At 72.6% G+C, this 12,388-nt stretch carries 9 protein-coding genes; 6 read left to right on the top strand and 3 right to left on the bottom strand.

Annotated features, from left to right (window positions below; genetic code table 11):
- Positions 1–28 precede the first annotated feature (28 nt).
- Positions 29–1,855, top strand: a complete 1,827-nt coding sequence (locus OO60_RS38870) for a glycoside hydrolase family 6 protein (RefSeq protein WP_003064656.1) — start codon at positions 29–31, stop codon at positions 1,853–1,855.
- A 448-nt stretch (positions 1,856–2,303) separates the two neighbouring features.
- On the opposite strand, the gene OO60_RS38865 is transcribed toward OO60_RS38870, so the two are convergent.
- The gene (locus OO60_RS38865) at positions 2,304–3,575 is read right to left on the bottom strand and encodes an ABC transporter substrate-binding protein (RefSeq protein ID WP_033263244.1); all 1,272 of its coding nucleotides are present in this window, start codon (positions 3,573–3,575) and stop codon (positions 2,304–2,306) included.
- A gap of 167 nt (positions 3,576–3,742) precedes the next feature.
- Between OO60_RS38865 and OO60_RS38860 the strand changes: the two genes are divergently transcribed.
- Positions 3,743–4,693 (top strand): LacI family DNA-binding transcriptional regulator, encoded by a 951-nt coding sequence (locus OO60_RS38860; RefSeq protein ID WP_033263243.1) that lies wholly within the window; start codon positions 3,743–3,745, stop codon positions 4,691–4,693.
- Between the two features lie 49 nt (positions 4,694–4,742).
- On the opposite strand, the gene OO60_RS38855 is transcribed toward OO60_RS38860, so the two are convergent.
- Entirely contained in the window at positions 4,743–5,867 is a 1,125-nt protein-coding gene (locus OO60_RS38855; RefSeq protein ID WP_033263242.1) for a lytic polysaccharide monooxygenase, read from the bottom strand.
- 167 nt (positions 5,868–6,034) lie between these two features.
- On the opposite strand from OO60_RS38855, the gene OO60_RS38850 reads away from it, so the two are divergent.
- Positions 6,035–7,228 carry an AGE family epimerase/isomerase gene (locus tag OO60_RS38850; protein ID WP_004561890.1) on the top strand — a complete coding sequence of 398 codons (1,194 nt, stop codon included), beginning with the start codon at positions 6,035–6,037 and terminating at the stop codon, positions 7,226–7,228.
- A gap of 35 nt (positions 7,229–7,263) precedes the next feature.
- The gene (gene mgrA / locus OO60_RS38845) at positions 7,264–8,265 is read left to right on the top strand and encodes an L-glyceraldehyde 3-phosphate reductase (protein WP_033263241.1); all 1,002 of its coding nucleotides are present in this window, start codon (positions 7,264–7,266) and stop codon (positions 8,263–8,265) included.
- Positions 8,266–8,340: 75 nt separating this feature from the next.
- On the opposite strand, the gene OO60_RS38840 is transcribed toward mgrA, so the two are convergent.
- Positions 8,341–9,507, bottom strand: a complete 1,167-nt coding sequence (locus tag OO60_RS38840) for a cellulose-binding domain-containing protein (RefSeq protein ID WP_033263240.1) — start codon at positions 9,505–9,507, stop codon at positions 8,341–8,343.
- Between the two features lie 507 nt (positions 9,508–10,014).
- Here OO60_RS38840 and OO60_RS38835 point away from each other — a divergent pair.
- Both OO60_RS38835 and OO60_RS38830 read left to right on the top strand, forming a co-directional pair.
- The gene (locus tag OO60_RS38835) at positions 10,015–11,460 is read left to right on the top strand and encodes a hypothetical protein (RefSeq protein ID WP_244885647.1); all 1,446 of its coding nucleotides are present in this window, start codon (positions 10,015–10,017) and stop codon (positions 11,458–11,460) included.
- A gap of 116 nt (positions 11,461–11,576) precedes the next feature.
- Positions 11,577–12,380: an AfsA-related hotdog domain-containing protein gene (locus tag OO60_RS38830; RefSeq protein WP_003084473.1), complete on the top strand. Its 804-nt coding sequence runs from the start codon at positions 11,577–11,579 to the stop codon at positions 12,378–12,380.
- Positions 12,381–12,388 lie beyond the last annotated feature (8 nt).

Genomic DNA, 12,388 nt, shown 5'->3' with positions numbered 1-12,388 from the left:
CCCACCGAACGACGAAGGAGCGCACTCGATGAAGAGTGAATTCTGGTCCGCGAAGAGGAAGTCACGGTTCGCCGTGGCGTCCTCTCTGACGGCGGCGGCGATGACCGCCGGATTGCTGGTGGCCGGGGGTAGTCCGGCGGGCGCCGCCACCGGCTGCAAGGTCACCTACACGGTCAACCAGTGGGACACCGGCTTCACCGCCAACATCGCGGTGACCAACCTGGGCGACTCCGTCTCGTCCTGGAACGTCGAATGGGACTTCGCCGGCAACCAGCAGGTGCAGCAGGGCTGGAGCGCCACGTTCAGCCAGAGCGGCAAGCACGTGAGCGCGAAGAACCCGTCGTGGGGCGGGACGCTGGGCACGAACGCCACGGCGAACTTCGGTTTCAACGGATCGTACTCGGGCACGAACACGATCCCGACGTCGTTCTCGCTCAACGGCAACCACTGCGACGGCACCCCGGGCGGCACGTCGACGACGCCGACCACGCCGACGACGCCCACGACCCCGACCACGCCGACGACCCCGACCACGCCCACCACCCCGACGACGGTCACCACGACGCCGCAGCCGGGGACCCACGTGGAGAACCCGTACGCCGGGGCCAAGGGGTACGTGAACCCGGACTGGTCGGGCGAGGTGAGCGCGGCGGCCGCGGCCAAGGGCGGCACCCTCGGTGCCCAGATGGCCAAGGTGGCCAACACCTCGACCGCGGTCTGGCTGGACCGGATCGCGGCGATCGAGGGCACGTCGAGCGCGCGCGGCCTGCGCGGGCACCTCGACGCGGCGCTGTCCCAGGCGAGCGGCGGCACGCCGGTGACCATCCAGATCGTCGTCTACGACCTGCCGAACCGCGACTGCGCGGCGCTGGCGTCCAACGGTGAGCTGAAGGTCGCCCAGAACGGCCTGGCCCGGTACAAGAGCGAGTACATCGACCCGATCGCCTCGATCCTGTCCGACGCGAAGTACGCGCCGCTGCGGATCGTCGCGATCGTCGAGCCGGACTCGCTGCCGAACCTGATCACGAACACCTCGATGGCGACCTGCGCGGAAGCGCAGTCCAGCGGGGCGTACACGCAGGGCATCCAGTACGCGCTGAACAAGCTGCACGCGATCACCAACGTCTACAACTACCTGGACATCGCGCACTCGGCGTGGCTGGGCTGGGACAGCAACTTCCAGCCGTTCGTCAACCTGGTCAAGCAGACGCTGCAGGGCACCACGGCCGGCGTCAACAGCATCGACGGCTTCATCAGCGACACGGCCAACTACACGCCGCTGACCGAGCCGTACCTGCCGGACTCGAACCTCAACGTGGGCGGGCAGCCGCTGAAGTCGGCGACGTTCTACCAGTACAACCCGTACTTCGCGGAGGTGCCGTTCGCCTCGGCGATGTACAGCGCGTTCGTCTCGGCCGGCCTGCCCAGCGGCATCGGCATGCTGATCGACACCTCGCGCAACGGCTGGGGCGGCTCGGCCCGGCCCAGCGGTGCTTCCGGGTCCACTGTGGACAGCTATGTGAACTCGGGCCGGATCGACCGGCGGCTGCACCGCGGCAACTGGTGCAACCAGAGCGGGGCGGGGCTGGGCGTGCGGCCCACGGCGGCTCCCGCGGCGCACTTCGACGCCTACGTCTGGATCAAGCCGCCGGGTGAGTCCGACGGCGCGAGCACCCAGATCCCGAACGACGAGGGCAAGGGCGCGGACCCGATGTGCGACCCGACGTTCCACGGCAGCCAGCAGGCCAACGGCGGCAACCTGACCGGCGCGCTGCCGAACGCCCCGCTGTCGGGCAAGTGGTTCGAGACCCAGTTCGAGGAACTGGTCCAGAACGCCTACCCGGCGGTGCAGTAACGGCTCCGGGCCGGGCGGTGCAGCGCAGCCGCCGTCCGGCCCGGTCTCCACCCCGCGGTGACCGCGGCCCGTCCCGCCGGGCCCGGCTCGCCGCTGTTCCGCCCGGCCGCCTGACCGGCCGGGCGGGACCGCGGGATCCGGCCTGCCGTCGACGGTGACAGGGCCGGATCCCGCGGCGCTCTTCGGCGGCCGCAGCGGAGGTCCGTGCGGACGCTGAGCCGGTCCGGTCCCGGCCCGTCGTGGCCGGGGCCGCACCGGCACCCCCCTCGAACTCCTTCGGCCCTGGTTCGGTGACGAACCCCATCCGGGTGTGGAACGCGTGCGAACCCTTGCTCACCGGCGATGTGATCGCCCGAACCACCGGCCGCCCGTGCGCGCGGCTGCCGGCGACGAAGCGCTCTTCCAGCGTGGCGCCCGCTTCCGCACCGAGGCCGCGGGTTTCCGCGGCTCAGGGCACGAGCCGGTGCACGCCGATCAGCACCTGCTGCCAGACCGCGGCGGGGTCGGCGCCCTGCTCGACCGCCTTGAGCGACGGTGCGATCACCGTCTCCTGGATCTTGCCGTCGCCCGGGCCCTTGTACTGCGGCTTCCCGACCTTGCGGGCCTGCGCGACGAAGACCTGGCCGCTCAGCGCCCCGCCGAAGTAGCCGTTCATCTCGCTGAGCAGGTCCGGGGAGGTGAAGGCGTCGACCTGGCTGGGGAAGTTGCCGCTCACCCGGAACGCGTGCAGCTGCTGCTCCGGCGCGGTCAGCCAGGCGGCGAGCGCGGCCGCCTCCCGCTGGTGCGGGCTCGCGGCCGGCACGGTGAGGAAGGACCCGCCCCAGTTGCCGCCGCCGTCCGGGAAGGCGTCGGTGAGCGCCCACTTGCCCGCGTTGCCGACCCCGGCCTGCTGCTCGATGACGCCGAGCATCCACGACGGACAGACCTTCGTCGCGAAGGCGCCGGTGCGCAGCCCGTTGTTGCCGTCCTCGGCGAACGCGGTGAGCCCGGCCGACTGCCCCTGCTTCACCGCGGCGGTGACCTGGTCCCAGGCGTCCTTCAGCGCCTTGTTCGTTTCGAGCGTGGAGTGGTCTTCGCGGTCGAGGTAGCCGACCGGGAGCTGGTTGACCATGGCGTTGAACGTCTGCGCCGCGGAGTCGAACCAGGCTTTGCCGTGCGAGCGTTTGACGTACTTCTCGCCGGCCTTGAAGAAGCTGTCCCAGGTCGCGAACATCGTCTTCACCGAGCCCGGGTCGGTGGGCAGCCCGGCCGCCTCGAGCAGGTCCTTGCGGTAGCACATGGCCAGCGGGCCGATGTCGGTGCCGTAGCCGACGAGCTTGCCGTCCTTGCTGCGGCCCGCCTCGTACTTCCACTCCAGCCACCGGCCGGGTTTGACGTCGGGCGGCCCGACCTTCGCCAGGTCGGCGAACTTCGCCGACTGCGCGAGCACGTCGGCCAGGTGGCCTTCCTCGACCGCCTGGACGTCGGCGAGCTCCCCGCCCTTCTGCAGCTTGTCCAGCAGGTCCTGGTGGTACGGCCCGCCCTGCTCGGTCCGGACCTGGCGGATGGTCAGGCCGGGGTGGGTGAACTCGTAGCCGGGGATGAGGTCGTCGTAGCCGAACTCCCCGAAGGTCGCGATGGTGAGCGTGATGCGTTCCGGCGTACCGGGCCCGCACCCGCCGGTCAGGACGAGCAGGACGGCGGCGGTGGCGAACGCCAGCTGTCTTCGGATCTGCCTCATGCGCGCGTGCTCCCCGGTCGCGGCCCGCTCCCGGCCTCCGTTGGCTGGGAGCGCTCCCGGGCCGAGTCTTGTTTCCCGGTGCGGCGGGTGTCAAGGTTCGCGACGGCGGGTGCCCGGACGGACACGGACCGCGGGCCGGGGCTCTTGTGGTGCAACGGAGGAGTGCGATGAAGCGTCCGACGATCACCGACATCGCGCGGGAGGCCGGCGTCTCCAAGGGCGCGGTGTCCTACGCCCTCAACGGCCGCCCGGGCGTCTCCGAGGCCACCCGGCAGCGGATCACCGAGATCGCCCGGGAGCTCGGCTGGGCCCCCAGCAGCACCGCACGGGCCCTGTCCGGCGGCCGCACCGGCGCGACCGGCCTGGTCCTCGACCGGTCCCTCGAGGCGTTCGTGCCCGCCCTGCTCGACGGGTTCGAGGGCGAGCTGCTGCTGCAGGTCGCCGCCGGCCGCGACGCCGCGCTGGCGATCCACCGCCGCTGGCGGGCCGAGCGGAAGGTCGACGGCGTGCTGCTCACCGAGCCGGGGTGCGCGGCGGAACTGGTGCGGATCGGCCTGCCCGCGGTGGTGCTCGGCGGCCCGGGCGGGGTACCGGGCGTCCCGTCGGTGCTGGTGGACGACGTCACCGGCGCGCTGGAGGCGCTGGAGTACCTCGCCGCGCTGGGGCACCGGCGGATCGTCCGCATCGCGGGCGCGGCGGCGTTCGCCGACCCGGCGGCGCGGAACCGGGCCTTCACGACGGCGGCGACCGGCCTCCCGCACCCGGGCACCGTGCACCCGGAACCCTCGGCCGACGCGGTCCGGCGGGTGCTGGCCGCGCGCCCGCGGCCGACGGCGCTGCTGTGCGACACCGACGACCTCGCGGTGGCCGCGCTCGCCGCCGCGCGCGAGCTCGGCCTCGCGGTGCCCCGGGACCTGTCGGTCGTCTCGTGGGACGACACCCCGCTCTGCCGGCTGGTGCGGCCGGCGCTGACCGCGATCCGGCGCCCGCTGGCCGAACTCGGCTCGCTCGCCGCCGCCGTCCTGCACGACGTGCTGGCCGGGGAACGGGCGAGCGACGTGTGCGCGTCCCGGCCGCGGCTGATCACCCGCGGCAGCACCGGGCCCGCGAACGCGTGAAGGCCGCCCTGCGCGGCAGGGCGGCCTTCACGGTGTCCACTTCGGACGATCAGCTGCCCTGGCAGGTCGGCGAGGGCGCGGCGGCGCCGCCGGTCGTGGTGACCACCAGCCCGAAGGTGGTCTGGCCGTCGGCGGCGATCCCGCCGTTCCAGTCGGCGTTGCGGACCGTCACCGCCGAGCCGGACTGGCTCAGCGTGCCGTTCCACACGCTGTTGACCGTCTGGCCGGCGGGCAGTGTCCAGCCCACCTGCCAGCGCGAGTACGCCGAGGTGCCGTGGTTCATCACGGTCACCGTGGCCTGGTAACCGCCGCTCCAGGCGTTGGTGATCTCGTACATCGCCATGCACGAGCCCGCCGGGGTCGTCGGTGTGGTGGGCGTGGTGGGCGTGGTGGGGGTCGTCGGTGTGGTGGGCGTGGTCGGGGTGGTGGGGCCGGTCGGTGTCGTCGGGGTGGTGGTCGGGCCGCCGCCCTGGTCCTTCACGCCGGTGACCTCGCCGTGCCCGCCGTCGAACACGACGTCCGAGCAGCCGTAGAACGTCTCGCTGCTGTCCGAGCGCTTCCACACCGAGTAGATGATGTGCCGTCCGGACTTGTTCGACGGGAGCGCGCCGGTCCACTTGTACTGGCCGTCCACCGTGCCGACCTGGCCGGTGACCGGGGGGTGGTCGACCGTCAGGAACGGCTGGTCCTCGAGCGAGTCCCAGGTCAGCGGCTGGTTCGGGTTCCAGCCGTCCTTCGTCACGTAGGTGTAGAACCAGCCCGGGTGGGCGGCCCACGCGTTGTAGGAGAAGTCGAACTGGGCACCGGAGGTGAGGTGGGTCAGCGGCCACGAGCCGACGCCGTCGAAGCCGGCGTAGTTCGGGTTGCCGCCCGAGCACAGCTTCCCGTCGGGGATGAACCCGCGCGTGCGCCCGGCGCCGTCGGACCGCAGCACGGCGAACCAGTTGTACAGCGAGTTGGCGCCGCTGACGGCCACCGCGGCCGCGCAGGCCGGGTTGATGGGCTTGATCTCGCCGGTCGAGCTGAGCCCGTCCTGCCAGCACAGGAAGGTCCGGCTGCCCGGTTTCATCATGGCGCCGTGCGCCTCGGCCGTGCCGGTGTTGAGCAGGATGGCGGTCAGGCTCGCCAGCAGCACGGTGACGGCGGCGAGGATGGTACTTCGTCTCCTGGTCACGTCAGTCCCTTCATTGGGTTGCGTGCGTCGAAGACTGGGAGCGCTCTCAAGGTCAGGATACGCGGTGGCGGTCACTTCCGGAACAGCCCGCGGTGACCGCGGCGGGCCCGTTGGCCTACCTTGGCGCAGGGCGGGCGAACCGGGCCGGCCGTGGCGAAAGGCAGCGAGTGGACAGTCCGTCTTCGGTTCCCGCCTGGGTGCGGGCCGAACCCGCCCGGCTCCTCGGGTTCGCCCGCGGCGCGGTGCACCCCGGCGGCGGGTTCGCCTGGCTCGACGACGCCGGGCGGCCGGTGCTCGACCGGCCGGTCGAGACCTGGATCACCTGCCGGATGACGCACGTCTTCGCGCTCGCCTCGCTGCAGGGCGCGGACACCGGCGAGCTGGTCGCCCACGGCGTCGCGGCGCTGACGGGACTGCTGCGGGACCCGGCGCACGGCGGCTGGTACGCCTCGGCGGCCGTCACCGAGAAGCGGGCCTACGAACACGCCTTCGTGGTGCTGGCCGCCGCGAGCGCGGCCGCCGCCGGTGCCGACGGCGGGGAAGCGTTGCTGGCCGAGGCCCTCGAAGCCGTCGAACGCCGGTTCTGGGAGCCGGGTCCCGGCCGCGTCGCCGACGTCTGGGACCGCGGCTGGACGCGGCTCGAGGACTACCGCGGCGCGAACGCCAACATGCACACCGTCGAGGCGTTCCTGGCCGCCGCCGACGTCACCGGCGACCCGGTGTGGACGGCCCGCGCACTGTCCATTGTGGAGCAGCTGGTGCACGGCGAAGCCCGCGCGCACGGCTGGCTGCTCCCGGAGCACTACGACGGCGGGTGGCGCGTGCGCCCGGACTTCAACCGCGACGACCCCGCCGACCGGTTCCGGCCGTTCGGCGCGACGATCGGGCACCTCTTCGAATGGGCGCGGCTGGCCGTCCACCTCGGACGCGCGCTCGGGGACGGCGCCCCGGACTGGCTGCTGCCCGACGCGGTCGCCCTGTTCGGCACCGCCGTCCGGGACGGCTGGGCCGCCGACGGGCGGGCCGGTTTCGTCTACACCACGGACTTCGCCGGGAAGCCGGTCGTCCGCACCCGGCTGCACTGGGTGGTGGCCGAGGCGATCGCCGCCGCGTGGACCCTGCACCAGGAAACCGGCGACCCGGCGTACCTCGCCCGGTTCGCGCAATGGTGCGAGCACGCCGAAACCTGCTTCGTCGACGGCGAACTCGGTTCGTGGCACCACGAACTCGACCCGGAGAACCGTCCCGCCGCGACGGTGTGGGACGGCAAACCGGACGTCTACCACGCCTACCAGGCGACGCTGCTGCCCGCCTTGGCGCCCGCGGCGTCGTTCGCGGGCGCGCTCCGGCCCCGCCGTTAGACTGCGCGAGTCGCCCCTTCTCGGCAAGGAGAACCATGTCGCCTTTCGTCGCGGCCGGAGACCGGTACGCGGGCATGCCGTACCGGCGGGCCGGGCGCAGCGGGCTGAAGCTGCCCGCCGTGTCCCTCGGCCTGTGGCACAACTTCGGGGACGACAAGCCCCTCGACGTCCAGCGCGCGGTGCTGCGCCGCGCGTTCGACCTCGGGGTGACGCACTTCGACCTGGCCAACAACTACGGCCCGCCGCCCGGTGCCGCGGAGGCGAACTTCGGGCGGCACTTCGCCGCCGACTTCCGCCCGTACCGCGACGAGATCATCGTCTCGTCCAAGGCCGGCTACCTGATGTGGGACGGTCCGTACGGCGAGTGGGGCTCGCGCAAGAACCTGCTGGCCAGCCTGGACCAGAGCCTCGCCCGGACCGGCCTGGACCACTTCGACGTCTTCTACTCGCACCGCCCGGACCCCGAGACGCCGATCGAGGAGACGATGGGGGCGCTCGACACCGCCGTCCGCTCGGGCAAGGCGCGGTACGCGGGCATCTCGAACTACTCGCCGGAGCAGACGACGGCCGCGCTGGCCGCGTTGAGGGACCTCGGCACGCCGCTGCTGATCCACCAGCCGTCCTACTCGATCCTCAACCGGTGGGTCGAGGACGGCCTCCTCGACACCCTGGACGAGCACGGCGTCGGGTCGATCGCGTACTCGCCGCTGAGCCAGGGCCTGCTGACCGACCGCTACCTCGACGGCGTCCCCGCCGACTCGCGGGCGGCCGGCGCCAGCCCGTTCCTGACCCGCGACCGCCTCACCGAGGACACCCTGGGCACCATCCGCGCGCTGAACGACGTCGCGAAGCGGCGCGGCCAGACGCTGGCGCAGCTGGCCATCGCCTGGGTGCTGCGCCGCGGTCGCGTCACCTCCGCGCTGATCGGGGCCAGCAGCGTGGCGCAGCTCGAGAACACCGTCGCGGCCACCGCCAACCTGGAGTTCACCGACGACGAGCTGGCCGAGATCGACCGGATCGCCCGCGGCCAGCTGTAGCGCCCTACCGCGGCTGTCGTGAGTGGTAAGGCGGGTTCTAACCCGCCTTACCACTCACGACCAGCGTGGCGGGGGTCAGCAGCCGATCCGGGAGGTGCCGACGGCGACGTCGTCGAACCAGAGCGTGTCGGCGTCGCCGGCGTAGCTCTCCCAGCCGAGGCGCAGGTCCGTCAGGGCCGGGTGCCAGGACCGGGCGAGCCACTGCTGGTCGATGTCCGCGGTCGGGACGCTGTCGACGACCAGCCCGGGCACCGCGGCCGAGTTCAGCCACGTCCGCAGTTGCCCCGCGCTCCCGTCGACCTCGAACTCGAAGCAGGACCAGGTGCCGGTGGCCAGCGGGACGCTCTGGGCCACCCCGGCCGGGCTCTGCGCCGGCAGCGTCGCGTCGTCGGACTCGCGGTTCCACTGCAGGGCCTGGTTCTGCCCGCCGGCGCGCAGGTCCCGGCCGCCGTCGGCGGTGTCGCGCAGGGCCATGAACGCCACGTGGCCGGTGGGCAGCGGCGTGGTGTGGCGGACCCAGAACCGGCCGAACAGCGGGCCCGAGCCGAGCCCGGACAGGCTGGTGCCGAGGAACGCGTGGTTGCAGTAGCCGCCCTGGCCGGTGACCTTGACCGACCGGCTGCCCGAGTGCGCGACCGTGCTGTCGACGGCGACCGTGCCGGTGCCGGTGCAGTTGGCCGCGCCGACGGTCCAGCGGCCGCCCGGGGTGCCGCCGGTCTGCTGCTCGAAGTCGTCGCAGATCGCCGCGGCCGAGCAGCCCGCGGGCGGCGGCCCGGACGTGGTCGTGGTCGGGGTGGTCGGCGTCGTGGTGGGGGTCGGTGTCGTGGTCGACGGCGGAGCGGGGTCGCCGCACGAGACGCCGTTGAGGGCGAAGTCCGCCGGCGTGGCGTTCGTCCCGCTGTAGGTGCCCTGGAGGCCGAAGGAGACCGAGCCGCCGGCGGGCAGCGAGCTGTTGTACGGCAGGCTTTCGGCGGTGACCGCGGTGCCGGACTGCCGGACGGTGGCGTTCCAGGCCGACGTCACGGACTGGTTCCCGGCGTAGTGCCAGGTGAGCGTCCAGGAGGAGAGCGCGGTGGCGCCGTTGGTCACCACGATGTCGGCGGTGTAGCCGGTCTGCCACTGGTTGACGCGGTAGGCGACCGAGCACGCCGGCGCGGCGGCGGCCGGCCCGGCCACGATGACCGCGGTGGTGCCCGCCGCGGCGAGGCAGAGCGCAGCGAGGGCGCCGGCGAACCTGTGCATCGGGTCCTCCCCGGGACGCGGACAGGGGCGCCGTGGCCTGCACCACGGCGCCCCTGGGTGGTGGCCGCGTTCTGGCGAGGCGACCTGGCATGGGAGCGCTTCCAGCCGCGGTGAAGGTAACCCCGGTGTGACGCTCTTGTAAAGCGCGACCCGGACGCGGCGCCATCCGGTGGTCCGTTTTCCGGAACCGGGCCGGGCGCACTGTCCACTGAACCTTCCTGAACGGCCGAATCCGTTGTGGTGTCGGCCATGTCGGCGGTTGCGCTGCGCCACTGGCCCGCGGCGCCGGACACCGCCGTTCGAGTGGTTTCCGGAAAACCCGCCCATGATCACTTCCGGGAGAGTGCGCCCCGCCGTGTTGGGAGCGCTCTCAGGTTCACTCTTGTTGCCTACTCGCTCTCTCGGGAACCGCACGGTGCCCGCCCCGGTGACGTCCTGGGCTCCCGCCGTCACGCTGCGGTACTGTCGTCGGAGTGCACCCGTACTCCGGAAATCGTTGGATGAACGATGAGTCGACAGGCCAAACCAGGGAGTAAGCCGTACCGTGCACAACTGCGCGAACGGCTGGCCGCCTTGGGCTTCCCCGAGGAGGCGATCCCGGCCCGGGTGGCGCACAACCTGATCGTCGAGTGCCGGATCCCGCCGCGCACCGCGTGGCGGCTGGCGTCCGAGCTGTCGCTGGACGTCGCCGCGCACCAGTACAACGCCGTCACCGGCGACCCCCGCGCGGGGATGCGCGGCACGCGGATCTGGGAGTACGAGCAGTGGCCCGACCGCGGTGTCCGGCCCACCGTCGCCGCGCTGCGCGTGCTGGCGCAGGTCTACGGCACCGGCTGGCAGTGCCTGCTGGGGCTGCGGGACCTCGAGCAGCTGCCGGCCAAGGACCTCGCCGAGTACCACGCCGCGGCGGAGCCCGCGCCCGCCGTGGCGGCCGAGCCGCCACCCGCGCGCACCCTCGCGCGCGTCGAAGCCCGGCCCGACGAGGAAATCGGGGCAGGCGCCCTCGATGACGCGATCCTGCTCACGAAGACCAACGTGGACGACGTCCAGATCGACGACCTGTGGTCCGATCTGGACTTCCTCGGCGGCGCCTACACCCGGACCGCGCCCGACTCGATCCTCGGCCAGCTCGCCGTGATCGAGGAACGGACGTCGGCGCTGCTGAAGGGCCGCCAGCGGCCCAAGCAGACCCAGGAGCTCCTGCTCATCGGGGCCAAGTCGAGCGCGATGATGGCGTGGATCGCGGGCGACCTCGGCCGCTACCGGCTCTCGCGCGACCTCAACTCCGCGGCCTGGCTCTACACCCAGTACGCCGACGACTTCCTCGCCCGGCGCTGGGTCCGCACCTCCCAGGCGCGCGTCGCGTTCTGGGCGGGCAACGGCATCGAGTCCGCGAAGCTCGCCGCCGACGGGCTCAACTACCAGGCGGGCGGCCTGACGGACGCGCCGCTGATCCTCGCCGAAGCGCGCGGCTGGTCGTCGGTGCAGGCCGAACAGCAGGTGCTGGACGCGATCGCGCGCTGGACGTCCATCGAGGACCCGGACCTCGGCGCCGGCGGCGACGACCGGTTCTTCAACATCACCAAGGACCGGCGGCACTACATGGCGGGCAACTCGCTGCTTTCGGTCGGGCAGGCCTCGGCCGCGCTGCGCGAGTTCACCACCGCCCGCGAGTCCTTCGAGAAGCTGTCCCTGGAAAACCGCTGGGACGCCATGGACCCGATGATCCGGATCGACATGGGCCGCGCGCACCTGCGGCTCGACGACCTCGACGCCGCCGCCGCGCAGGTGGAACCGCTGCTGGACGCGGGGGTGGGCAAACAGCCCGACATGGTCCGCGCCATGCTGAAGCTCATGGCCACCGAACTGTCCGCACCCCGCTGGCGCTCGGCCACGACCGCCCGCACCCTCGCCGAGGCGCTCCTGGACGCCCACGCTTCGGCGCGGCCGTGACTGTGAGATCCGGGGCTTCGCCCCAGGCCGGGGGCCTCCCCCGAAAAGAAGCCGCGCCTTACCGGGCTTCGCCCCGACGAAAATCGCCCGACCCGACCCGGACGGAGGCTGCCCACGTGGCACCCGACGATGTCTCGTGCCCGCAGAACTCGCGAACGGAGATCCCGGCTCCACCCGGCCACACCCGGCGGGACGTGGTGGTCGTCGCCGACCGCTTCGCGCGGTTCGCCCGCGGGGACCGCGTGCTCACCCTGTCGGGCCTGCTCGGCCTGCTCGGCTCCGGGGCGCTGCAGGCGTCGGGCTGCCACTGGGCCGTCCACCTCGGCCAGGGCATCGACGGCACCGACGGCGACCTGCTGGCGGCCGCCTGCGACAAGACCGAAGGCGCCGTGTACCTGGCCGACCCGCAGGCGTTCCGGCGGCCGCCCGAACCGCCGGAGGTCGTCCACAAGGACCGGCCGGAAAACGTCCTGCTGGCCGGCGTGCACAGCCCGGTGCCCGAACACTGCCGGGCCGAGCTGCGGATCCACCGCGACAACGAACTGGTCCTCGACCACCACACCGGCGAGCACGTGCAGGGCATCGTCATCGTCGAGGCGATGCGCCAGATCTGCATCGCCCAGTTCGAAACCGCCGTCCGCCCCGGACTGGTCCCGGCCGCCTACGCCGGGGTGTGGCAGCGGATCGACCTGTCCTTCGAGGACTTCCTGTTCCCGCTGCCGGCCACGGTCGAGTCGGTGATCGTCGAGTCCGACCTCGGCCGGGACACCAACCTGAAGTTCCGCGCCACCACGGCGGTGCGCCAGCAGGGGCGCACCGTGGCCACCGCGGGCATCGAGTACTCGATGATCGCCCAGGGCCGCATCGACACCCTCGAACGGCGCAAGGCCGACCAGGCCACCGTGGCCTACCTCGGCTGAGCCGCATC

This window comes from Amycolatopsis vancoresmycina, assembly GCF_000716785.1.
Taxonomy (GTDB): Bacteria; Actinomycetota; Actinomycetes; order Mycobacteriales; family Pseudonocardiaceae; genus Amycolatopsis; species Amycolatopsis vancoresmycina.
Note: the sequence above shows the minus strand (reverse complement) of the source record. Positions and strands in the feature narration are given on the sequence as shown.